Source organism: Tardiphaga sp. P4_G1, from assembly GCF_056401215.1.
In genome coordinates this window covers 286,530-308,397 of record NZ_JBFUJU010000007.1, presented here as the reverse complement: position 1 = coordinate 308,397, position 21,868 = coordinate 286,530, and the positions used below count along the sequence as shown (strand labels likewise).

Here is a 21,868-nt window from a genome sequence, read left to right as displayed (position 1 = left end):
GATGGGGAAGCCGCAGGTTGACATCAATGTCGATGACCAGACCGGGCGTTGGTCGGTCGATGCGACCAATATGATTCTGGTGCCGCAGCATTTCTATATGAACAACCACTTCGCCATCGAGGCGGCGGTGGGAGCTGCGGAGCTGGAGCGCATTCTGCGGCCGGCCGGCCATCGCTCGGCCTATTACTGGTGCGAGAAGGAAGCCGAATTCCACGGCATGTCCGGCGTCGATGTGTTCCGTCACTATATGCGCCGCATCACGCAGCGCGGATGGGGCCAATTTGATGTGCTCGACGTGTCGCCGGAAACAGGGACGGCGACAGTGCGCTTGCGAAATTCGGCCATGGTTGATGACGAGCGCCGCAACAGTGGTCGCAAGGTGTGTTACATGTTTGCGTCCTGGCTTGAGGGCTCGCTCGAATATGTTGCCGCAAGTGCCGGTCGTGAGGTCAGGTTGCGGGCGCAGGAGGTCTATTGCGAGGCTGAAGGCGCTCACGATCATTGTCTGTTCGAGGTCGAGCCGGCTTAATTTGAGCCGGCGAAATCCGTCTGCGACGGTATTGAGACGCGCCTAGCCTGGCTAGCGCAATCAGATCGGCCAAGCATTCAGAAAGTTGCAGTAGACGAGAGGCCTCTGGCAGCGGTGCCGCTGCCTCGTTAGGTGCTGCCGCATTTTGGCTCACCGTGAGTTATCGCGCGAATGATCGTGGGTCTGTGCTGCCAAGGGGCGGCTTGCCGTACGAGTATTCCGCGTAGAACCATGATTGGAATCTAACATTTCATGGTGGGCCTCGTAGTGCGTCCACGCAACGACCGCGAGGGCTCCGCCCTATGGGATTGTCCCGTCTCGGCGCAATCGGTTGATACAAGCGCGTTCGATAGGCTTCTCCGAGATTTGTCTTGGAAATATCGTCGAGTACCTTCGAAGCCGATCGTGTCCCGGCTGACCCGAGCTTTGGTGGCCGCGGATTACCTCGATTACGAACCCGTCGGTGGCAAATATCAGTTCCGTCCGCGCATTCTGACGCTGGTTTTTTCGCTACTGAGCAATATGAGAGTTCTGCCCGTTGTCCACGAGCAGTTACAGCGGTTGGCGACGCGAGCGGCTGCACCGTATCGCTCGCATGGCCGGACGCGCCGAAGATGATCTATCTCGACCGCTGTCTGGGAGAGCGACTGTCTTGTTGGTCAAGCGTTTTGATGCTGCCATGGGGTCTTGTCTCGCAGGATTGCGTTGAGGATGGTGAGCAGCTTGCGGGCGAGGGCGATGATAGCGACGAGCTTGGGCTTGCCGGCGGCGACAAGCTTGTCGCGGAACAGTTTGAGCTGCGGATTGAAGCGGGCGGCCACCATCGCTCCCATGAACAACACGCGGCGTACATTGGCCCGGCCGCCGCCGATGAAGCTCTTGCCGCGCCACTGGCCGGATTGCCGGGTCCATGGCGCCAAACCGGCGAGCGCCGCAATCTGACGACGATCGAGTGTGCCGAGCTCCGGCAGTTCGGCAATCAGGCTGCGCGCGATGGTCGGACCGATGCCGGGCACCGACACCAGCAAGTCTTCTTTCTCGGCCCAGGCCGGCGATCCCCGCACGTGATCGCCGATGTCGTCGTCCAGTTCGGACAACTCCTTCTCCAGTGCCTTGTGGAGCCGGGCGATGCTCTTCTTCAGCCGCAGATTGCTGACGCGCCGTGCACGCTGGCTTTCCGCGGCGATCATCTCGACGATCTGGCGCCGACGTGCCACCAGATCGGCTAGCAGCCGCGTCGTCGCATCGGGAAGCGGCCGCAGTTGCGGTTTGGTCGCCTCGGCAAAATGCGCGATCACCATGGCATCGATCGGATCGGTCTTGGCGCGCTTGCCGAGGGCATTGGCAAAGGCGCGCACCTGCGCCGGATTGACCACCACCACAGGCAGATCGGCGCCGCCCAATCCTGCGGCGACGACCGTCTCAAAGCCGCCCGTCGCCTCGATCGCCACCATCCGTGGCGGCCGCGCTTTCAGCCGCGCGATCAGATCATCGATCCCCGCACCATTGCGGGCAACCGCAAAACTCTCACCGCCCGGACGCAGCGCCACATCCAGCCGATCCTTCGACACATCGATGCCAACATAAATCGCGTCCATCTGATCCCATCCTTGCGCAACCGGGCTTGCTGAGCGGCCCAAGCGACTGTTCGGGTTCGATGGAACGGCAAGCAAGCACCCGCGCGCTCCCACGGGCTTGGTGTCCCTCAGGTCACTCGGTCTCCCGCCTGCCACCGCTCCGCACAACTTAGCAGATCCGGCGGCTGGCAAGTTACAAGGTCGTACCGTATTATTTCAGCGTCGGCTCCGCCATCGACATGGTAAGGACGGCGACAGGCCCGAGCCTATCTTGCTTCGCTCTGATGGCGGCAACATGTTCGGCGGTGGTCACGATCTCATGCGCCTACGTCGGCGCATCAATATACACGGCTGCATGCATCGATATAGTTTCCGAACCATAACAGAGGGGTGCAAGTCAGGCCGAGGAGAAGCGTTCGGAACGCCGCGTGGTGGCCGATCGTTCAATGCCGATGACTTGCAGACAAGACCGTGGTTTCTTCCCGGGCTATCCTGCGTGGTGGCTTCGTTGCCCGGCCAGTGGATACTGTCCCAGCGCGTCGAGTTGGCCCGAAATCTTCTGATGAAGACCGATATGCCGTTGGCCGATGTTACACAGGCTTGTGGCTTTGCGGATCAAAGCCACTTCACTCGCATCTTTTCTGCTGCGACCGGATTGCCGCGGGGCTTGGCGCCGCGCGACTGGCAATGCAGGTTCCCCAGCGATTTGCTGAAGAAGGCCCACCGATGTCGGGCAGGGTGGTGAAGCCGCGCATCAGGGTCCTTTCGGCCTCCGCGATGGCGGCGAGGTGGATGTCGCCGACAAGGCTTGTGCGCCAATCAGTGCCCGTATCAGCGGGAAGTGGTGCACGGGTCAGCAGTGCGACTGCAGACGCTCAATCACAATGAACCGACAGAGCCCGATCCTCAAGAAAGCCCCCACGTTCGTTGTGCGATATGGCAAGCGCCGCAAGCACTGTCCGGTTGTTGATTTCAAGCTTCTGATAGATGTGATGGAGATGTTGCTTGATGGTGCCATCAGCAATATTCAGCCGGCGCCCAATTTCCTTGTTCGACAACCCTTCAGAGACCAGGCGCATGATCTGACGCTCGCGCTCTGTCAGCACCGCCAGAACACTCTCCGTGATCGCGATACTCTTCTGTTCGGAAGGTATAACGTGATTGACCGCGGGAAGCGGCAATAGCCTTTGGCCAGCCGCGATCTCCCGCAAGGACTGCACCAGGGGTTCGAGCGGCATGTCCTTCAGGATGACACCGTAGGCGCCAGCGGCGGCCGATAAAGCCAGTTGGCGATCTTCAACGACAGCGGTGAAAAAGACGACCCGCGTTGAAAGCCCCTCGGAGTTGGCGATGGCAACGATTTCCAGCCCGGTCAGGCCCGGCATTTCGATGTCTATAATGGCGATGTCCGGCGTTAAATTTCGAATCGCTTCGATACAGCTCGGGCCAGTGCTGCAGCACGCGACAATCTTGAAGCCGTTTTGCGCTTCAAGCACGCTCGTCAAACCTTGCAGAACCACAGGATGGCGGTCTGCGATCACGACACTGGTGCAACGCATGGGCGGTCCTCAGCCTAGCCCCCCAAAACTTAAACTCCACGCGACCCCGGATATTCCCTTCTTAGCCTAATTTTCTGGAGGCTCAAATTCGTTACGCTACATCGCAACGCAACAAAGAAAACACGTAACAACTTTGGGTGGACGTATCTGAAATTGTCACTCAAGGATAGACGTCCCGTATGACGAAGCACGCACTCCCTCTGCGAAGTTTGCGGTGAATCCCCCGTTTACTATTATGAACGACATCCCTCAGTACCGGCCCATCGCCTATAACTAAAGGTATATAGGGAGATCGAGAATTCGCATCTAACATTCATAAAATCGTCGCAAACGAGAAGGGAGGCGTCTTCAATTCGACGACGAAATGCTTCTAAAAAGACAGAGTTTCTTGCCGACTGAAAATATTCCAATGCCAAAATTTCTGCCGAAGAAGCGGGGCTTAACCGCCGACAGATCACCAAGAATGAGCTGAATTTCAATCGCTCAGTTTTTTTTTAAATCAGTTGCGTATGGTTGGGAGGATCGCGATGCGGAGGCAACAATCTTTTTTTACAATTCTCGTTGGGAAAAATACTTTACTCAGAGAAGGTCTTGCCAGGATTTTACGCTCAGCAAATTTTCGTATCCTAGCCTCAGTATCAAGCGTGGATGATTTGCTCCCGGGTCAACCGCAAGCACACCAGCCCCTGCTTCTTATTGCCCACACCGGCGATGATTTTGACGCCGCGATTGAACAAATCGAACTTTTCAGGGACTACCATCCGGGCGGGCGCATTGCGATCGTGGCCGATCATTATCGAATGGACGAACTGGCTTCTGCGTTTCGGGCAGGTGCCAACGGCTACTTTGTCAACGTTATGACCTGCGATGTATTCATAAAGTCCATCGAACTGATAATGATGGGTGAAACGATCTTTCCTCCGGCATTTCTATCATCTGTTCTTGCTCCCGAAGGCAGTCACCCAGGCGAGACGGGGTCGCGCGACCAAAACAAGACGCAGGCGATTCTTATCGCTACAGAAGATATGACCACGCCGCAGCTTTCTCCGCGGGAAAAATCAATTTTGCACTGCCTGATTGAAGGCGCCTCCAACAAAAGCATCGCGCGGACGATCCATATCGCCGAAGCAACTGTAAAAGTCCACGTCAAGGCGATCCTTCGCAAGCTCCGTGTCCAGAATCGGACACAGGCAGCGATTTGGGGGATGAACAACGGATCACTGGCAGAACCGGCAAACAGCAACTCTCCGCCTTTAGCTGGCGATTCGAACGGTCGGCTTTCAAATCCCGTTGCGATGATCTCCGAGATCAAGAAAAACGAGACGCCAGTGCCACTGGGTGTGATCAACCACGAGCCAAATCATATTGAGGTCTCGCGCATCGACGGTCTGATCCGTAAGGGCATCAACGGAAAGATCTGCGGCGCGGCACGAATCGGCAAATAGTCAGCGATTGTTGGCGTAAGCGAGCAAGTCGCGCCGACCGGTGGTTGTCGGAGCGTGGCGCTCGCGCCGGTGAACGATCGAACATGGATACGTGAGGCGCTGACGATCGCGCGTGTTCTTGCGACGCGCTTCAATAAATCATTCCACCGATCTTGGGCAACGGTTAGTGCGATGTCGCTCGCGCGCGTGAGGGGTGCCGGCGTCAGTTCCTAACAGGCTTTCTGAAAAGCCGGCTCGTTGCGCTGTCGTCGTCATTCCAAGCGCGGCGATGTCAATCGGGCCTCGCGATATCGCGCGCCAGCGATGCGGCCGAAGTCCGGTTTGGTCTGTCACGTCCCATCATGCACCACTGCGAGCTGCAGCTTTGCCGCTGCAATACAGTGCTCGCGTGCAATCCAACTATCATTCCGACATCTCATGCAAACGCACGAAGACGCGAGGATAGTCAGCGTCTAGTTTTCTCGTCAATGGCATTCCGGTTTGGCCATCAGCACCAGGCCGGGCTGTCGCGTTGATATGATGAACGATTGCGCGCTTCAGTAACACAGGAGGATAATATGAAGGCTGTCATTCAATGCGGCGGAAAGGGAATGCGCTTGCGTCCGCATACATCCATCTTGCCGAAACCGCTTATGCCGATCGGATCGCGGCCCGTCCTCGAGCTCCTGCTCAAATGGCTCAGGCGAAATGGCATCAGAGAAGTCTTCATCACGACTGGATATCTGGGCCACCTTATTCGCAGTGTTTGCGGCGACGGCAATCAGTGGAACATGCAGATCGTTTACACGCAGGAAGTGGAACCGCTTGGAACGATGGGCCCGCTGTCGCTTTTGCGAGAACAACTCGACACGCCGTTTCTGGTCCTCAACGGCGACGTGCTCACGGACCTGAATCTCAGTCAGTTCGTGAGCTGTCATCGCCGACACCAAGGTCCCCTCACCATCGCCACCGCCACACGTCCTACCAAGATGGACTTTGGCGTGATCGACGAGACGGGCGGTTGCGTCACCGGATTCCGCGAGAAGCCCGAACTGTCGCATCTGGTGAGTATGGGCATCTACTGCATGGATCCCTCGGTGCTGGACCGCATTCCGTCAGGTGTTCCATTCGGCTTCGACGATCTGATGGCCCAGATGCTGGAAGAGGAAATACCCGTGAACGTATTCAAGCACAACGGCATGTGGCTCGACATCGGGCGGGTGGACGACTTCCTCAAGGCTCAGGATATTGCATGGGACGAGCAGTCGCCCCCGGCATTCGTGGCAACCGTCGCGGCCTGACGAAGACGCTGCATGTCACGGCTGCTGCTCGTGCAATCTCAAACGTATCGTCGAATCCGGGATTGGAGATGAACACATGTTATTGGTATCAGAGCCAGTCCTGGGTCCGGACGAGCAAACAGCCCTAGCCTCTGTCATCGAGAGCGGCTGGGTTACGATGGGAGACCGGGTCCGGGAATTCGAACAAGCGTTTGCTCATCTTCATGAGGCCGAGGATTCAATCGCCGTCGGCTCGTGCACGGCAGCCCTCCACCTCATCCTGCACGCGCTCGGCATTGGGCCGGGCGACGAAGTTCTCGTTCCATCGCTGACCTTCGTCGCCACGGCTAATAGCGTTCTCTATGTGGGAGCGCGCCCCGTTTTCGTCGATATCGATTCGGCCGAGATTCCGTTGATGTCGCTGGATGATGCTGAAGCCAAATGCACATCGAGAACAAAAGCGATCATTCTCGTCCATTTCGCCGGTTACCTCGCGCATCGCGACACTTGGCAGTCTTTCGCTCGTCGCAAGGGCCTGCTCCTGATCGAGGATGCAGCTCATGCGCCCGGACTGCCCGCAGTGGGGACTTATGGCGAGGCGGCAGCATTCAGCTTTTACGGCAACAAGAACATGACGACCGCCGAGGGCGGCGCCATTATCGCCCGCAGCCGTGCTTTGAGGGAAACCATCAAGCGAGCACGGTCTCATGGCATGACAAGCAGCACGCGACAGCGCCTCACCAGTCGTCGTCCCGACTACGATGTCACGATCCTCGGATTCAACTATCGTATGGACGATTTGCGCGCTGCCGTTGGCCTTGCCCAACTCAAGAAACTTCCGGAATGGAATGACACCAGGCGACGCCTGTCACTGTGCTATCGTCAGTTGATGGCAGAGCATTGCCCAGCGGTGATGATACCCTTCGCGAATCCTTGGCCATCGGCGCACCATCTGATGCCGGTCGTCCTGCCGACGGCAACCGATCGGCAGCCTGTGATCGATCGGCTACGCAAGCGCGGCATACAGACTACCATTCACTATCCCGCGGTCCACCACCTGACATTCTACAGAGAACTCTATCCCGATACATTCTTGCCGCGCACCGAGGAATTTGCCCAACGGGAGCTCACGCTGCCGCTGCACCCCCGGATGAACCCGGCCGACGTGGAACAGGTAGTGAATTCCCTTGCAGCCGCACTTGGCACGGAGTTTCCATTAGGAGCAATCGCGTAGCCATGCGCGGGGCAGCGAACCAGCTCCTGGCGTCAACTCCTGCTACGCAGGTAGGCTTGCGGCGCGCCCTTGACATTCTGTTTGCCGGTGCTGCGACAGCCTCTCTCGCTCCTCTCTTCCTGATCGTAGCACTTGCTATCTGGATCGAAGGCGGAAGGCCGATTTTGTTCTCGCAACTTCGTCTCGGGCAAAATGGACGACCATTCCGTATGTACAAATTTCGCAAGTTCAGGCCGGATTGCGACCGGTATGGATGTCCGCTCACAATGGAGGGAGACGGCCGCCTGACTAGGATTGGCCGCATCCTTGCCGCGAGCAAGCTGGACGAGTTACCGCAACTCTGGAACGTTTTGCGCGGCGACATGGCGCTCGTGGGACCGCGGCCTGAATCGCTCGCATTCTTCGACTGCTTTCACGGTGGCTTCGAGAAGCTTCTCGACCACAAGCCCGGTCTTGTTGGTCCGTGCCAGGTCATGTTTCGGCATGAAAGCAAGCTCTATCCCGCTGACGTTGCGGCTGTGGATTTCTATCGACAAGTTCTGTTCCCGACCAAGGCGAAAATCGATCTCGCTTATTTCCCGCGCCGAACACTGGCTTCTGATCTCGGCTGGATTGTTCGTGCGGCCTGGGCAATCGCGGTGGGATCGTGGACCGAATACACGCGGAAGAATCAATCGAGAGAATCTAAACAACAAACCGGACATTGACGGCCATGAATTACCTTGGTGCCAGAATTCTCGTCACGGGAGCCGACGGTTTCATTGGCTCGCACCTGACCGAAGCGCTTGTTTCGGTAGGGGCCAACGTTACCGCTCTTGCCCAGTACAATTCCTTCGATAGCCATGGTTGGCTGGACGACCTTCCGGATTCGACCCGAAAGAAAGTCAACCTGGTTCGCGGCGACATCCGCGATGCGGCTTTCGTCGGTCGTCTCGTACCCGGCCACGAAATCGTCTTTCATCTCGCGGCACTGATCGCGATCCCCTATTCCTACGTCGCTGCGCAATCCTATGTCGAAACAAACGTGCTCGGCACCTTGAATGTGCTTGAGGCCGCGCGGCAGTGCGGCACCGAGCGGGTCATTCACACGTCGACCAGCGAGGTCTACGGCACAGCCATAACAATGCCGATCGATGAAACTCATCCGCTGCAGGGACAATCGCCGTATTCCGCTTCCAAGATAGCCGCGGACATGATGGCAGGGGCTTTTGCGAAGTCGTTCGGCGTGCCAGTCGTCATCCTCAGGCCATTCAATACGTTTGGGCCACGACAGAGCGAAAGGGCGATCATCGCTGCCATCATACGGCAAGCGTTAGATCCTTCCTGCCCCGCGATCATGATCGGAGATGCAACAACCGTACGTGACCTTACATTCGTTGCAGATACCGCGGCCGCGTTCATGGCTGCCGGACTGGCCGAGGGCATCGAATACGGCCAGCCATATAACGCAGGTAGTCAGCGGGCGATCATGATCCGCGACCTGATTGATGTCATCGTCGATCTTACTTCCAGCGAAAAGCCTGTGCTTCAGGATGAGAAACGTCTGCGACCGACAAATTCGGAAGTGCGAGCGTTGCTCGCTGATTGCACCCGTTTCGTCCATGCAACGGGATGGTCACCGCAGGTCACGCTGCGGGAAGGGTTGGAACGGACAGTTGACTGGTGGCGTCATCGCCTTTCGGGAAAGCAAGTCCGGCGGCAGAGGGATTTCATCACATGATGGCCCGGCTGGGTTATGCCCGAGCTCTCCTGTGCTGTGGCGCCCTTGTCTTGCTCGCTTCCTCAAGACCCGCCTCAACGGAATCGCTCGCAAACGCCCAATTCCTCCCGGCGCCCGCCATGGATTTGCCTGGCTATCTCGCGCCAGTCGTCGATGCGTCCCTCGGTACGACCTTGGTTCGTGTGACCACGCCTGAAAGTCCGATGGGAAACGGCATGGTTTGCAAGCGTTCCTATTGCACCCATCGCTATTCGAGTGCGCAGGCGTGGAACGCCGACCAGAGCCTGCTTTTGATTGTCAACGGATGCAATGGCCTGTGCTTTCTTGATGGGCACACCTATGCTCCACTGTTCCGGCGACAGCGCGGGGGTGAATGCGAATGGCATCCGCAAGATCCAGAGCTCATGATTTGTGTCGCCGGGCGTCGCATTTCGCGATGGGCGCCGCGAAGCAACGCCGAAGATGTAATTCTTGAGACGGAAGTATATCGGGAGCTTCAATTCGGCCCGTACAAGGGCAATCCCTCATGGGACGGCAACCGTATCGTGGTGCGCGCCATCGGCCAGCAGGGCACGCTTGTCGCATTTGCGATGGATCTTTCGGATCGCCGGAAATTTCCTGATATTGAGCTGGCGCGAATTCCCGGCAAAAACAGCTATTGCGGAATCTCGCCGCTGGGCAAGTACATATTCTGCCAGCAGTCTCTCATTGACTTCACAGATCAAGCATTTGTCTTCAGCATTGAGGGTGATCTCCTGCAGAGCTGGACAGAGCATCACCGGCCCGGCCACGGCGACATGACCGTCGATGCCGGCGGTGATGAAGTTTATGTCGGCATCAGTAAGTCGGCGCCCGACAAGTATCAGGTCATCAAACGGAGACTCCAAGACGGACAGGTCACGGCGCTCGCTCCCTATGGAGAAGCTCAGCATGCATCGATGCGAGCGATACGCCGTCCCGGCTGGGTCTTCATGAGTTATGCCGGCGCCGCGCTCGCTCCCGCCGGCGGCAAGAAAGTGGCACCGTTCGCTCAGGAAGTTATCGCACTTAAAATCGATGGCAGTGGCGAATTTCGACGTATCGCGCATACGCGCAATGCTCCGTATGACTATTGGAGCGAAACGCATGGCTCACCTTCTCCTGATGGATCGCAAGTCATCTGGTCGAGCAACTGGGGGCAACGAGGCGGGCCGGTATTTGATTTTGTTTCCCGCATCGACTGGGCTGATCGAGACAGCGGAAACGACTTAGCGCAAGGAGATCGTCATGAAGGGCAACAGGCGCAGTAAGACTTTCGGCTATGTATCCATCGGCTTCTGGGCAGGAATCGTTGTCTTGGCGGGCAGCGACGCTTGCCTCGGAGCTCAATACAGCCTCGCGCCGGGCGATACTGTCGAGGTGTCGGTCGGTGGAGCGCCTGAACAGCGCAATAGAGCTCAGATCCAGATTGACGGCACCATTGCTCTTCCCGGGGTCGGTACGGTACCGGTTGCAGGTCTGACCCCGTCGGAACTTCAGACCCGCATGGAGACGCTGCTGCAGTCCAGGATTCTGCGTCAGCGCTCACCGGATGGGCGCGAGCAGGCGCTCGTCATCAAGCCGGGGGACGTGATCACGAGCGTCGTGGAATATCGACCGATCTACGTCACTGGCGATGTTCTCACGCCCGGACAGTTGGTGTATCGCGCGTCCATGACTGTACGCCAAGCTGTTGCAGTCGCCGGTGGCTTTAGCCTGTTGCGCTCTCGCGGTCAGGTCGGTGCCATCGATCCGGCGGATCTGTTGCGCGATTACCAATCTTTGTCGACCGAGTACATCAAAGAGTATATCCACGTGATCCGCACCAATGCGGAACTCCAGGGCAATGACAGCTTCGATCAGAAGATACCCAGCGAAGTATCTTTGCCGGCCTCCGTCATCGAGTCGATCATGCAATCCGAGGCGGCGTCGCTAAAGACCGCGCAAATCGACTATCGTAAGGAACGAAGCTTTCTGGAGGATGCAGTCAAACAATCGGAGGCTCAGCTCGTAACCCTCAGGAAGCAGCAGGACGGTGAGGAAAAGGGTGTTCAGGCCGATGAGGATGAGCTGGATCGGGTAGCCAAGTTGTTTGGTGCAGGATCATTGCCAAGCCCCCGTGTTACGGAAAGCCGACGCGCTCTTCTGTTGTCGTCGACAAGGCGTCTTCAGACGATGGTCGAAGTCATGCGGCTGCAACGTCAGCGCGACGACTTCGTGCGCCAGATCGAGCGGGTCGCCAATCTGCGAACCATCAATCTGTTGCGCGAGTTGAAGGATTCAACCGTTCGCATGGCGGACTTGCGGGTTAAATTGCAGGCGTTGAGTCAAAAATTGCAGCCTGTCGGCGGTGCGGGAGCACTACCTGTCGGAACCAGCGATCTCCGAGCAGAGGTAACGATCGCACGAAAGGTCGGCCAGCAGTGGAACAGGATCGTCGCATCAGTTGATTTCGATGTAGAGCCGGGAGATGTGGTCGAAGTTGCGCTGCGCCCTTCGGGAGTAGCCAGCGCATCTAACTGAGCCATTGGCACAAGCGGGGGTACCCACAAAGGATACCGCGCTTACGACCTCTGGCCGGACGCCTGCACAAAACTGCGCGCTGAGGCGCGCATCGCTTTTCCAGCCGACATTTCCTCCATGTCATTCAGACCGCTAGAGGCCCCACGAATAGTAGACTGCCTCAGCCAAATGTGCAGTCGGATTACCCCAACTTGAACATTTACATGGCTCATCGAAATTGGAATGCTTTCCCTCCGATCAATCCTTGTCATTCGATTGAAGTAGTAGGCGAAGGGAATGACGACATGTTGAATTTGAACCAGAGTGCCACATTGCCCGGCGCAATTGCATCGCTTCATCCCTGCAGGGAATCCATCTTCAACATTTCGAATCGTGCTCCCGCTATCCGGCCAGACGCTGACCCAGGCAAGAAGCCCGACCTTGGCGAGCAACGTGACGTCCTACACGCGGTTTTGGCGCGTATTGGCTGCGGGCAAGTTCTGCTCAAGCGTGGCTGTGTGCTTGACGTGAGTGCAATCGGACGTGCGATATTGGAACGCGAATGCAACCTCACCACCAGCCCTGAAACGCTCTACAGCGCCGTCAAGCAGCTGGTGAACCGCGCGGGAGCCCAAATTCCCGTTGGCTCGACATCATGGCTCGCGACTTCCTTCAAGGAGGGCGTCACCAGCCTTGTAAGCCAGATGGTCAATGTTTGGACGGATGAAACCAGCACCATCATTCTGCTCGATCTCGACGCTCATCCGGAGCCGACGCCCCAAGCGCTCCGGTGTTTGTTCGGCTTCACAGCCGCGGAAACCCAGCTTGCAGTCGAATTGGCGCGCGGCCATAATTTGCTTGATATTGCTCGCGCCCGACGGCTGAGCCGGACGACGATCCGCTCACATCTGGCCTCCCTGTTCGTCAAGACACAGACACGGCGGCAGGCGGAGCTGGTTGCATTACTCGGGCGTGTCGCCGTCCTGCCTTCTCCCGGTAATTGAGTCTGACGATAGGCACCCAGGCGAGCCTCCTTGTTCATCCGGGCACAAACACAGCGGCAAGTGAAACGGGTCGCCGACAGGCCTGCTTTGCTCCGACGTTTGAACTGATTCTGGATCTGACGACACGACGCTTCAGCTTGCGTGCATGATGCCAAACGCGCTTCGGAGTAATCCTCTTGGTGTCGATGTCTCAATTCTTCAGGATCGCCGAATACTTCCGACGCGGCCGTCATTCGAACGAATGAAGACACTTTGTGATCGCCTCGTAAGCTCACATCGTCCGCTCATACGCGAGGACATCGAAATTCATCTGTAGCCGATTCTCCGGATCGACTGGGCTGCATTCCGATTGCGACCGAAAGGATTAGCATGACGTTGCATGTGCTTTGTGTGGGAGGCGAGGATCATGCCCTACGGATCCCATTTCTGGCAGCTTTGCGCAGTCGTGGCTTTCGGGTGAGCGCTGCCGGTACTGGCGCCGCACTCCCGTTCTCAAATAGCGGCATCGAGTATCATCGCTATGACTTCAATAGATTCGGTGCACGGGTCGCTGACCGCCTAGCTGTCGGCCAGCTCTCACAGCTTGTGCGTGGCATTCGACCGGACGTTGTTCAAACGTTCGATACCAAACCAAATCTGCTTGCTCCTCTTGCGGTGAGAGGCGCAATTCCCATTGTGCGCACCATCAACGGAATGGGTTGGGTATTCTCCTCCGCACAGCTGAAAGCTCTTGCATTCAGGCCAGCCTACCTGGCGCTGCAGCGGTTGGCCGCCTGCTGGACCTCGGCAACGGTATTTCAAAACAAGGAGGATGGCGACTTTTTCCGCCGCTATCGTCTGCTTGGCAACAGCCCCGCTGTACTGATCGGAAGTTCGGGAATCGATGTCGATGCTTTCGACACAGCGCGGGCTCAGGCGCCGTCCACCGCAAAACTTCGTACAGAGCTCGGACTCGGTGACGACGAAGTCGTCATGACTGTGAGCCGACTGACCGTACAAAAAGGCATACCCACGCTTCTGGATGCGGCGGCGATTGTCCGCGAAGTGCGGCCCGGCGTTCGTTTCCTGCTTGTCGGTCCAAGGGAGAGCGAAGGTCCTTTTGCCGTGGATCAGGCTTTGATTGATCGATATGCACCACACGTAATCGCTCTCGGTGCGCGATCCGACGTTCCTGCGCTTCTCGGAATCGCGAATGTCTTTGCCTTCCCGACGGAGTATCGGGAAGGCATCCCCCGTGTTCTGCTGGAAGCAGGATTGGCGGGTGTGCCTATTGTCGCCACGCGTATGCCAGGCTGCGGCGATGTTGTGGTGGAGAACTGCAATGGCCATTTGGTGCCGCCCCGGGACCCGCGTGCGCTCGCCGCAGCCATTCTCGATCTTCTCCAAGATCCTGCCCGCGCAAAGAGCATGGGACAGCGCTCGATCGCGCTCGTGCGCCGTGAATTCGACCTGAACGTCGTGGCTGACCGCTACGCCGATCTTTACAGGAAGCTGATTTTCACCGGGAGGCGAAGCGAAGATCCGGCTGCTTTGTCTCGCGACGTCCATGAAGATCGAAGGGTTAGCCAGCACAGCGGGAAATCATCATGATCGCCAATGCGCTTCTTTCTTTTGGCATCGTGCTTACGACAGCTTCACAGCTGCGCCTTCCCGGAATTCCGCTGGGTGTTGGCGAGGTCTGTCTTGTCCTGTGGCTAGCCTTCGTCTCATTGCGAGTCATCGTTACCGGCCAGATTTACAACGCGACAGCTTTGCTCCGAATCGGTGCGTTTTGGGCCTGTCTTGCACTCGCCCTGAGCATAGGGACATGCGTGGCCTATCTGAGCCAGGAGCTGGACCTTCCTACGATGTTGCACGACACCTTCGCGTATCTGTTGGTGGCAGCTTTGACCTGCCTCATCGTCGCAACGATGGAAGCCAACGCTGCCCTACGTCAAACCCAATGGTTCCTGCTCGCTTTCTGGAACATCGCACTGGTCCTTCAGATCGCTGCGGGCTGGTCCATCATCAGCCTGCCGTCGGTCGATCCATGGTATTGGGATCGATTTCGAGGCTGGGCGGAGAATCCCAATCAGATCGCTCTCTATTGCGCCGTTTTGACGCCGCTGTCTCTCAGCCTTGCCCTATCGGCCAAAGGGTTTGGCCGCATAGCGGGATCATTCAGTTGCCTGCTAACCTTCGCCGTCGGGCGCCTGACCAAAAGCGATACATTTCTTGTTGCGATGGTGATTGCCACCGCGATCTTTTCTTTGCTGCGTTTGCGCAGTTGGCTGACCTCGCCACAGCACAGACTAAATTTCCGGTCGGTGGTCGCGGTTCTGGTCATCGCCGCCGCCGTCCCGCTGGCGCTCGCATTAGCACCGTATGCCGTTGCGACCGCCGATGAGTTTGAAGGTCTGGCAATCAGTCTGGCCAAGGACCGTGGCGGCGAGGCAACGAAGCGCACCGCGTCTCTGCGACTGCAACTCTGGGAAGATGCACTCCATCGAGGGCTGGAAACCGGATCGCTCGGGCTGGGGCCAGGCCCGCATCTCGAGAAGCCGAACGTCGCCAATAACAAGGCGCTTCCAACTCCTTTCGAAGCCCATAGCACACTGCTGGATATATTTACGCAAGGTGGCCTGCTCGCTGTGATTGCCGTTTGCGGCCTCTTCGCAGGCACGTTCATGCTTATGTTCCGCGCGAAGCTCGATGCCCTGGCAGCATTGTTCGCTGCGCTGGCCATTTTCAGCATCAGCCATTTCATCTTGCGTCATCCCATCGTGTGGTTCGCGTTTGCTCTCAGCCTGATCCTCGGATCGGCGCGCCCGCCGTCGCCGCACACGCGTATCGGAAGCTAGATCATGTGTGGAATCGCCGGAATTCTTCAGATGCCACAAGCTTCCCGATCCGCCGATCTGGATGCGATCGGCCGAATGACGAATCGTTTGCACCATCGCGGACCCGATGCCCACGGCTCGTGGTGCGATCGTGACGCCGGGATTGCATTCGGGCATCGCCGGCTCTCCATCGTTGACCTCACCGACGCGGGGCGACAACCGATGTTTTCCGAGAGCGGCCGATTCGTCATCACATTCAATGGTGAGATCTACAATCATCCGTCGTTGCGACAGGAGCTTCAACGCCTCGGCCAGAACTTCATCGGCAGCAGCGATACCGAGGTCTTGCTCGCGATGATCGAGAGATGGGGATTCGAGGCTGCCCTGGCGCGCTGCAACGGCATGTTCGCAATCGGCCTTTGGGATCGGCAGACCCGTACGCTCCATCTGGCCCGCGATCGAATGGGAAAGAAGCCCCTATACGTCGCCAGAACGAGAAATGCCGTTGTCTTTGCTTCAGAGTTGAAGGCGATCGACGCGTTCCCCGATTTCGTTGAGGAGGTCAATCCGCGCGGGGTCGCTGAATTTCTCGCTCGCGGCTGGCTACCGGATGAACATTGTATATGGAAAGACGTCTTCAAACTTCCGCCCGGCAACATTCTATCTTTCGGCGCCGATGAACTTCTGGCATCTCGGGATGCTGCAGCGCTTCGGGCAAAGGCGCGCACTTGGTGGTCGCTGACCGACATCGCAAAGCACGGCCGAAGAAACCCCGTTTCCGCGGACGATGGCGAGCTCGTGTCGCATCTTGATGGCCTGCTTCGCGAGGCTGTCGGTGAGCGCATGGTTGCCGACGTGCCAATCGGGCTGTTCCTGTCCGGTGGCATCGACAGTTCAACTGTCGTCGCCCTGATGCAATCCCAATCCGCCCGGCCCGTCCGCACGTTCACTATCGGTTTCGGCGAGCCCGCCTTCGACGAAGCGGCCAGTGCCGCGGCTGTGGCTCGTCACCTCGGCACGGACCACACGGAGCTACGTCTCACTCCCTCGGAGGCCATGGATGTCATTCCCGAACTGCCCCGTATTTGGGACGAGCCGTTCGCCGACGAATCGCAGATTCCGACGCTGCTGCTATCTCGCCTCGCCCGCCGGGATGTAACTGTTGTCCTCTCCGGTGACGGCGGAGACGAATGTTTTGCTGGATATTCCAGGCATCTTTTGACCGCCCGTCTGGCTCCCCTTCTTAACTCCAATCGAGCACTTCGGCGAACGGCGGCAATGGGTGTGTCATTGCTCGCCCGCGGTTTGCGGGAAGACATCGCTGACGCGTTGCCTCTTCCAGGCCGCCTGCGACGGATGATCGGAAGCGACCGGATTAACCGCCTTGCGCAACTGTTTGCAGGCGATGACGCCGACGACATGTACCGGAAAGTCATGCGGCTTTCCGAGCTGCAATTGACTCCGGAGCAAGTCACCGATTCGGCTAAGGTGCCGCCGCTGAACGATCTTCTATCCGACTTCATTGTGCGGGACATGATCGATTATCTCCCCGGCGACATCCTGGTGAAGCTCGATCGCGCCAGCATGGCGACAGGCCTGGAAGCGCGCTGTCCAATTCTCGACCATCGCGTCGTGGAATTCTCCTGGCGGCTGCCGAACACGGCCAAGGTGCGCGACGGACAGGGCAAGTGGATCTTGCGGCAGGTTCTCAGCCGTTACTTGCCGCGCCACTTGATAGATCGACCCAAGCAGGGCTTCGACGTGCCTGTCGGCGCCTGGTTGAAAGGCCCCCTGCGCTCATGGGCTGCAGACCTGCTCTCCGAATCACGCCTTAACCGCCAGAATTTGCTGGACGTACAACGAGTCCAGAGCTGCTGGCAGGATCATCTGAGTGGCAATCGCGATCACTCGCGAATGCTATGGGCCGTCCTGATGTTGCAATCATGGCTAGGAATGATGGTTGAACAGAGTACGTCCCGATCGACAGATACCCTCGAGCCCGCACAGTAGAGGAGCGAGCTATGGAAGCGTTAGTAGGAAGACGTATTCGATCCCTGCAGGCTCTTTCGCCGGATATGGCAGAGGACGAACTTGGGCGGCGCCTGACGGAACAATCCCTGGCTTCAAATGACGGTCTCCAGTCTTTGAATCGCGTGCTGGATAGCGTGCGGAAGTACAGGCGGCTTGTCGTCAGGATGATTGTCGTCGGCGCCTTGCTGGCTGGAGTAGCCGGCCTTCTTATGTCTCCTTCTTATCTGGCGACGGCACAACTTGCTGTTGACGTCCGACAGTCCGGCGCAGTCGATGCCTTGAATGCCGGTGGCGCATCCGCAGCACCTACACCGGCCGCCGAGGAATCCACCATCGACACACATGTCACGGTGCTGCTTTCCGACGCCTATCTGCGGAGACTCCTTCCAACGCTCCGCGCTCTCGAAGATGCGAGGCACGGTGCTGAAACGGGGTCACGAACGTGGATGCAAAGCTTGCGCACGCTCTTTGGTCGTACATGGTCAGCAACCAAGGAGCTGCTGCTTGGCAAGAACCACGAGCCCGATGACGGGTCGGCTCTCGCTGCGCTAAAGCGCAGCTTGAAGGTTGGCCAGGAGCGGCGCTCCAGAATCATCGCCGTTACTTCTACGGCCGCCAATCCGCAACGAGCGGCGGAAATCGCCAATACGGTTGCACAATCGTATGTCGACGAGGTCGCGCGTCAGAAGCAAAGCGATGTGGAATATGCTTTGAGCTCCATCGCGACACAGTCATCCAAAGTTCAGCGCGACCTAGCAAAGGCCGAGGAAGAACTAAAAGCCTCCCGTCTTGGCCAGCCCTCTCCCTCACGGGACGCCGCGCTGGAGTGGCAGGTCACCACGCTGGCGCAACAGTTTGAAACGCTCCTGCGGCGGCGGCAGGAGCTCACCGCAAAAGGTCTGACCGCGCAATCAGACGTCAGTATTCTCGCCACGGCCACACCGCCAGAACGACCGACCTCATTACACCCGTTACTTATGATTCCTCCTGCCGCAATTATCTTCGCTCTGCTAGCTTGTGTTCTCGCAGTCGTATTGAATCACTTCGATCGGACCCTGCACACGGAAGCCGACGCCGCTGAAGCTCTGCGTATTCCATGCGCCGGACTGATACCTTCGATTCCACTGGAGCCGGGCAAGCAGCCGCATTATGTTTTGGAGGAGCCTGCGAGCCACTATGCCAGAGCAATCCGCTCCATTCTGGTATCCATACTGGCCTCCGACCCGGCAACCCCACGATCGCAGCGTGTTGTCCTCGTCAGCTCCAGCATCGGTGGGGAAGGCAAGACCACACTTGCATGGAGCCTTGGTCTTTACGCTGCCCGGCTCGGGTGGCGCACTCTACTCCTTGACTTTGGCCAATTCACTCGTCGACCGGGTGGCGAGAGCGCCAACTTACTCAGTGTACTGGCGTACGGCCGTCCACTTGCAGACGCGATCGAACATATCCATGAGTCCGGAATTGACTACCTGCCCGCCACATCGTTTGGGGGACATCGGCTTCGGATTCTCGCCGACCCCAAGATTCCTTCGTTGCTCCGACAGCTGAGCGACACCTATGATTTCGTGATCATCGACGGACCTTCGCTGCTGGAAGCCCCGGAAGCAAGACTTCTGGCGAGTTGGGCTGACCACGTTTTGCTCGCCATTCACTCTGGAAGCACCGATCGTGAGGCGGCGCAGACCGCGCTGCATCAACTTGTTCGGACAGAACATCTCAACCCTGCCCAGAACACGAGATTCTCGTCGGTCTTAACTCGTGTCGAGCCGCTACAGCAGGACCAGTTCGGTGAGCGCGCACAGCAGCTGGTCAAGAGGACTTGGGGCGCACTCTGCCGGCGGTCGAAGAGAGCAATCACGTGGCGAACGTGGCGCGGAGACGCAATCGAGCTGAAACGCTCCGGATCACCCAAACTGAACCCCCGCAATTGGTTGAGAAGCGATTGAGGGCAGCATGATTATCGAGACCTTCGGTCCACCAGGCGCTGGCAAAACAACCTTTAGTCAGGCACTCGCTCAACGCCTGCGTGACCGCGGGTATGAGGTCGACCTCGTACTTACGTTGCCGCATCTATCCAATCATCTTCTGAACTTTGGTGGATTTCTTCCAGCGCTGCAGCGCGTCACTCTCGCGATCTTCGCCACCATCGCAATCTTGTGCCGTCCTTTCGCAAATGCCCGAGGGTTGCGTCTAGCGAAAGACCTGCTCCGACTAATGCCACCCAACAATCCCGTTTGGTGGATCAGGCTTAGCCAATACGTCGTCCGATTCTCCTGCGTGTGGAGAGATTCGCACAAGTCAGATCGCATCGTCTTGTTCGACCAGGGCTTTGTGCAGATCGTTTGCACCTTGGCCCTGTTTAGCCGAGCAGACGAGAAGACGATCGCTCGTGCAATCGGCATGAGGACGCAATCCGATCTGCTGATCCGGTTTGATGCTCCGAAGGAGCTGTTGGAAAAGCGCCTCCATGAGCGAATACACCAAAAAACCTACATGGAGAAATGGTTCGAGCCTGACGTAGCGACCTTTCTCAAGGCAAAGCCGATTACTGACTACGTTGGCTCATTACTCGCGGCCGAGCATCAACGGGTGATCTGCATCAACTCGCTTGATCCCGGCCTGATGTCCAGGGCTCTCGACCGTATCGAAGAAGAGGTCTCGAGTAAGTTCAGGCCCAACGGAACGGTCAGCTCGTCACCCGACCCAGGGGAGGAAAGTTTTGAACCTTATGCCGAGAAGTTCACGCCGCCCCTGCCGACGCCCGAGACAATCGGAGCTTTCACAGCTCCGGCTCAACCCGAGCTCGCTCGGCGCATGGCCAGCGCAAGTCTGTGGGCGTTCGTTATCTATGTTGGCGGCGCCGGGCTGACGTGCGTGGCTCAACTTGTCATTGCCCGTACGATAGGAGCGACGAGTTACGGTATCTATTCATACGTTTTGGCTTGGACGACCCTTCTCTCCTACATCGCGGGACTCGGGTTCAACACGGTTCTGCTGCGATATGTGCCGGCCTATAGCGCGACCGGAAAGTGGCCATTGGCGCGCGGAGTTATTCAATTTGCATTCGGACGATCATTGTTGGTTGGGATGTTGATTGCGCTCTGTGGAATCGCCACCGCACTATTCCTGTCGGAGACGCTTCATCGAGAGCTGACTGTCAGTCTGGCGGTTGGCATGGCGACCGTCCCATTGGTCGCGCTTTACGTTCTCGGTTCCGCTACGGTACGCGCGCTGGGTGGCGTCATTTCGGCAATTGCCCCCGAACGATTCGTTCGGGACGGCCTTATGGTCGTTCTGCTTCTACTTGCTGTGGCACTCAACGTCACGCCAATCGATGCGACAACGGTTTTGATCGCGTTGATGGCAAGCTCTGCCGTCACAGCTGCCATCGTCGGACTGAGCATGCGGAAGCTTTGGCCGCCACAACTACGCTCGGCGGTGCCGGCTTATGCACCCCGCGACTGGTGGCATCTCGCCTGTCCTGTCATGATCTTGATTGGAGTTGAGGTTCTCATGAGCCGCGCCGGCGTGATTATCCTCGGCTGGACCGGCGATGCCCACGAGGCTGGCATCTTCGCACTGGGGTTGAATTTAGCTCTTTTTCTTGTTCTCCCTCGTATGGCAGTAGGGACTTTCTTTTCGCCAAACGTCTCGAAGCTTCACGCTCATCGGAATGAGGCAGCGCTTCAGAGTCTGTTTGCTCGAGCAACTGTCCTGTCGCTGGCTGGAACAGTCGTGCTGGCACTTCCACTTTTGTTGCTGACGGTACCGCTACTCCGCTTTTTTGGCGAGGAATTCGTTGCAACAGCTCCGGTCGCCCAAATTCTCGTCGTCGGACAGATCTTTGCTGCTGCTACTGGTCCGCAGCAAAATCTTCTGACCATGACTGGGCACGAGCGAGCAGCTGCCGCAATCACAGCGATCGGAGCCATCATGAACGTTGTCGCCTGTGCGATCGGCATTGCTTTTTTTGGAGTGATGGGTGCCGCCGTTGCGACGGCCGTGACGAATGTAGCCTGGAACATGGCAATGGCGATCTACATCTACAAACGCGTGAACATGACGGCCGGCCTGCTCTTTGCCTTTGTGGAGTTTCGTCGGCCCGCCGCCGCTGAATAGCCCGGTAATTGGATAGAGGCCGGAAAATTGGTGCAGTCCTATCATTCACTCG

The 21,868-nt window shown here is 57.8% G+C and carries 17 protein-coding genes; 15 read left to right on the top strand and 2 right to left on the bottom strand.

Annotated features, from left to right (window positions below):
* The first annotated feature begins 1 nt into the window (after nt 1).
* A complete protein-coding gene (locus tag AC1DUY_RS18895) occupies nt 2-529 on the top strand; it encodes a DUF5943 domain-containing protein (protein ID WP_478116212.1) in 528 nt (175 codons plus the stop codon).
* A gap of 659 nt (nt 530-1,188) precedes the next feature.
* On the opposite strand, the gene AC1DUY_RS18890 is transcribed toward AC1DUY_RS18895, so the two are convergent.
* Nucleotides 1,189-2,127: an IS110 family RNA-guided transposase gene (locus AC1DUY_RS18890; protein ID WP_441231199.1), complete on the bottom strand. Its 939-nt coding sequence runs from the start codon at nt 2,125-2,127 to the stop codon at nt 1,189-1,191.
* Between the two features lie 274 nt (nt 2,128-2,401).
* Between AC1DUY_RS18890 and AC1DUY_RS18885 the strand changes: the two genes are divergently transcribed.
* On the top strand, nt 2,402-2,851 hold the full coding sequence (locus AC1DUY_RS18885) for a helix-turn-helix domain-containing protein (protein ID WP_478116339.1): 450 nt from the start codon (nt 2,402-2,404) through the stop codon (nt 2,849-2,851).
* 130 nt (nt 2,852-2,981) lie between these two features.
* On the opposite strand, the gene AC1DUY_RS18880 is transcribed toward AC1DUY_RS18885, so the two are convergent.
* Entirely contained in the window at nt 2,982-3,665 is a 684-nt protein-coding gene (locus AC1DUY_RS18880; RefSeq protein ID WP_478116209.1) for a LuxR C-terminal-related transcriptional regulator, read from the bottom strand.
* A gap of 527 nt (nt 3,666-4,192) precedes the next feature.
* On the opposite strand from AC1DUY_RS18880, the gene AC1DUY_RS18875 reads away from it, so the two are divergent.
* The 13 genes from AC1DUY_RS18875 to AC1DUY_RS18815 all read left to right on the top strand — a co-directional run bounded on the left by AC1DUY_RS18875 (nt 4,193) and on the right by AC1DUY_RS18815 (nt 21,816).
* Complete coding sequence (locus tag AC1DUY_RS18875; protein WP_093758231.1) at nt 4,193-5,110, top strand: LuxR C-terminal-related transcriptional regulator; 918 nt, start codon at nt 4,193-4,195, stop codon at nt 5,108-5,110.
* Nucleotides 5,111-5,667: 557 nt separating this feature from the next.
* Complete coding sequence (locus tag AC1DUY_RS18870; RefSeq protein WP_089266608.1) at nt 5,668-6,390, top strand: sugar phosphate nucleotidyltransferase; 723 nt, start codon at nt 5,668-5,670, stop codon at nt 6,388-6,390.
* Nucleotides 6,391-6,466: 76 nt separating this feature from the next.
* Entirely contained in the window at nt 6,467-7,603 is a 1,137-nt protein-coding gene (locus AC1DUY_RS18865) for a DegT/DnrJ/EryC1/StrS family aminotransferase (protein WP_089266610.1), read from the top strand.
* Between the two features lie 2 nt (nt 7,604-7,605).
* Nucleotides 7,606-8,310, top strand: coding sequence for a sugar transferase (locus AC1DUY_RS18860; protein WP_478116206.1), 705 nt, complete (start codon nt 7,606-7,608; stop codon nt 8,308-8,310).
* 5 nt (nt 8,311-8,315) lie between these two features.
* On the top strand, nt 8,316-9,323 hold the full coding sequence (locus AC1DUY_RS18855; RefSeq protein ID WP_478116204.1) for an SDR family NAD(P)-dependent oxidoreductase: 1,008 nt from the start codon (nt 8,316-8,318) through the stop codon (nt 9,321-9,323).
* 119 nt (nt 9,324-9,442) lie between these two features.
* Nucleotides 9,443-10,612 (top strand): hypothetical protein, encoded by a 1,170-nt coding sequence (locus tag AC1DUY_RS18850; protein WP_309941004.1) that lies wholly within the window; start codon nt 9,443-9,445, stop codon nt 10,610-10,612.
* Nucleotides 10,590-11,864, top strand: a complete 1,275-nt coding sequence (locus AC1DUY_RS18845) for a polysaccharide biosynthesis/export family protein (RefSeq protein WP_478116202.1) — start codon at nt 10,590-10,592, stop codon at nt 11,862-11,864. The genes AC1DUY_RS18850 and AC1DUY_RS18845 overlap by 23 nt, the downstream gene beginning before the upstream one ends.
* A gap of 191 nt (nt 11,865-12,055) precedes the next feature.
* Nucleotides 12,056-12,847, top strand: coding sequence for a helix-turn-helix transcriptional regulator (locus AC1DUY_RS18840; RefSeq protein WP_147421590.1), 792 nt, complete (start codon nt 12,056-12,058; stop codon nt 12,845-12,847).
* Nucleotides 12,848-13,216: 369 nt separating this feature from the next.
* On the top strand, nt 13,217-14,437 hold the full coding sequence (locus AC1DUY_RS18835; protein WP_478116200.1) for a glycosyltransferase: 1,221 nt from the start codon (nt 13,217-13,219) through the stop codon (nt 14,435-14,437).
* Nucleotides 14,434-15,687, top strand: a complete 1,254-nt coding sequence (locus AC1DUY_RS18830; RefSeq protein ID WP_478116198.1) for an O-antigen ligase family protein — start codon at nt 14,434-14,436, stop codon at nt 15,685-15,687. Before AC1DUY_RS18835 ends, AC1DUY_RS18830 begins: the two co-directional genes overlap by 4 nt.
* Nucleotides 15,688-15,690: 3 nt before the next feature.
* Complete coding sequence (asnB, locus tag AC1DUY_RS18825) at nt 15,691-17,676, top strand: asparagine synthase (glutamine-hydrolyzing) (protein WP_478116196.1); 1,986 nt, start codon at nt 15,691-15,693, stop codon at nt 17,674-17,676.
* 11 nt (nt 17,677-17,687) lie between these two features.
* Nucleotides 17,688-19,643, top strand: coding sequence for an AAA family ATPase (locus tag AC1DUY_RS18820; protein ID WP_478116194.1), 1,956 nt, complete (start codon nt 17,688-17,690; stop codon nt 19,641-19,643).
* Between the two features lie 7 nt (nt 19,644-19,650).
* Nucleotides 19,651-21,816 (top strand): oligosaccharide flippase family protein, encoded by a 2,166-nt coding sequence (locus tag AC1DUY_RS18815; protein ID WP_478116192.1) that lies wholly within the window; start codon nt 19,651-19,653, stop codon nt 21,814-21,816.
* The last annotated feature ends 52 nt before the right edge of the window (nt 21,817-21,868 follow it).

Coding starts and splice junctions, on each gene's coding strand:
- AC1DUY_RS18850 (WP_309941004.1), top strand. CDS start 9,443: ATGGATTTGCCTGGCTATCTCGCGCCAGTCGTCGATGCGTCCCTCGGT.
- AC1DUY_RS18890 (WP_441231199.1), bottom strand. CDS start 2,127: ATGGACGCGATTTATGTTGGCATCGATGTGTCGAAGGATCGGCTGGAT.
- AC1DUY_RS18820 (WP_478116194.1), top strand. CDS start 17,688: ATGGAAGCGTTAGTAGGAAGACGTATTCGATCCCTGCAGGCTCTTTCG.
- AC1DUY_RS18875 (WP_093758231.1), top strand. CDS start 4,193: ATGCGGAGGCAACAATCTTTTTTTACAATTCTCGTTGGGAAAAATACT.
- AC1DUY_RS18830 (WP_478116198.1), top strand. CDS start 14,434: ATGATCGCCAATGCGCTTCTTTCTTTTGGCATCGTGCTTACGACAGCT.
- AC1DUY_RS18860 (WP_478116206.1), top strand. CDS start 7,606: ATGCGCGGGGCAGCGAACCAGCTCCTGGCGTCAACTCCTGCTACGCAG.
- AC1DUY_RS18815 (WP_478116192.1), top strand. CDS start 19,651: ATGATTATCGAGACCTTCGGTCCACCAGGCGCTGGCAAAACAACCTTT.
- AC1DUY_RS18835 (WP_478116200.1), top strand. CDS start 13,217: ATGACGTTGCATGTGCTTTGTGTGGGAGGCGAGGATCATGCCCTACGG.
- asnB (WP_478116196.1), top strand. CDS start 15,691: ATGTGTGGAATCGCCGGAATTCTTCAGATGCCACAAGCTTCCCGATCC.
- AC1DUY_RS18895 (WP_478116212.1), top strand. CDS start 2: ATGGGGAAGCCGCAGGTTGACATCAATGTCGATGACCAGACCGGGCGT.
- AC1DUY_RS18885 (WP_478116339.1), top strand. CDS start 2,402: ATGTTCGGCGGTGGTCACGATCTCATGCGCCTACGTCGGCGCATCAAT.
- AC1DUY_RS18870 (WP_089266608.1), top strand. CDS start 5,668: ATGAAGGCTGTCATTCAATGCGGCGGAAAGGGAATGCGCTTGCGTCCG.
- AC1DUY_RS18880 (WP_478116209.1), bottom strand. CDS start 3,665: ATGCGTTGCACCAGTGTCGTGATCGCAGACCGCCATCCTGTGGTTCTG.
- AC1DUY_RS18845 (WP_478116202.1), top strand. CDS start 10,590: ATGAAGGGCAACAGGCGCAGTAAGACTTTCGGCTATGTATCCATCGGC.
- AC1DUY_RS18855 (WP_478116204.1), top strand. CDS start 8,316: ATGAATTACCTTGGTGCCAGAATTCTCGTCACGGGAGCCGACGGTTTC.
- AC1DUY_RS18865 (WP_089266610.1), top strand. CDS start 6,467: ATGTTATTGGTATCAGAGCCAGTCCTGGGTCCGGACGAGCAAACAGCC.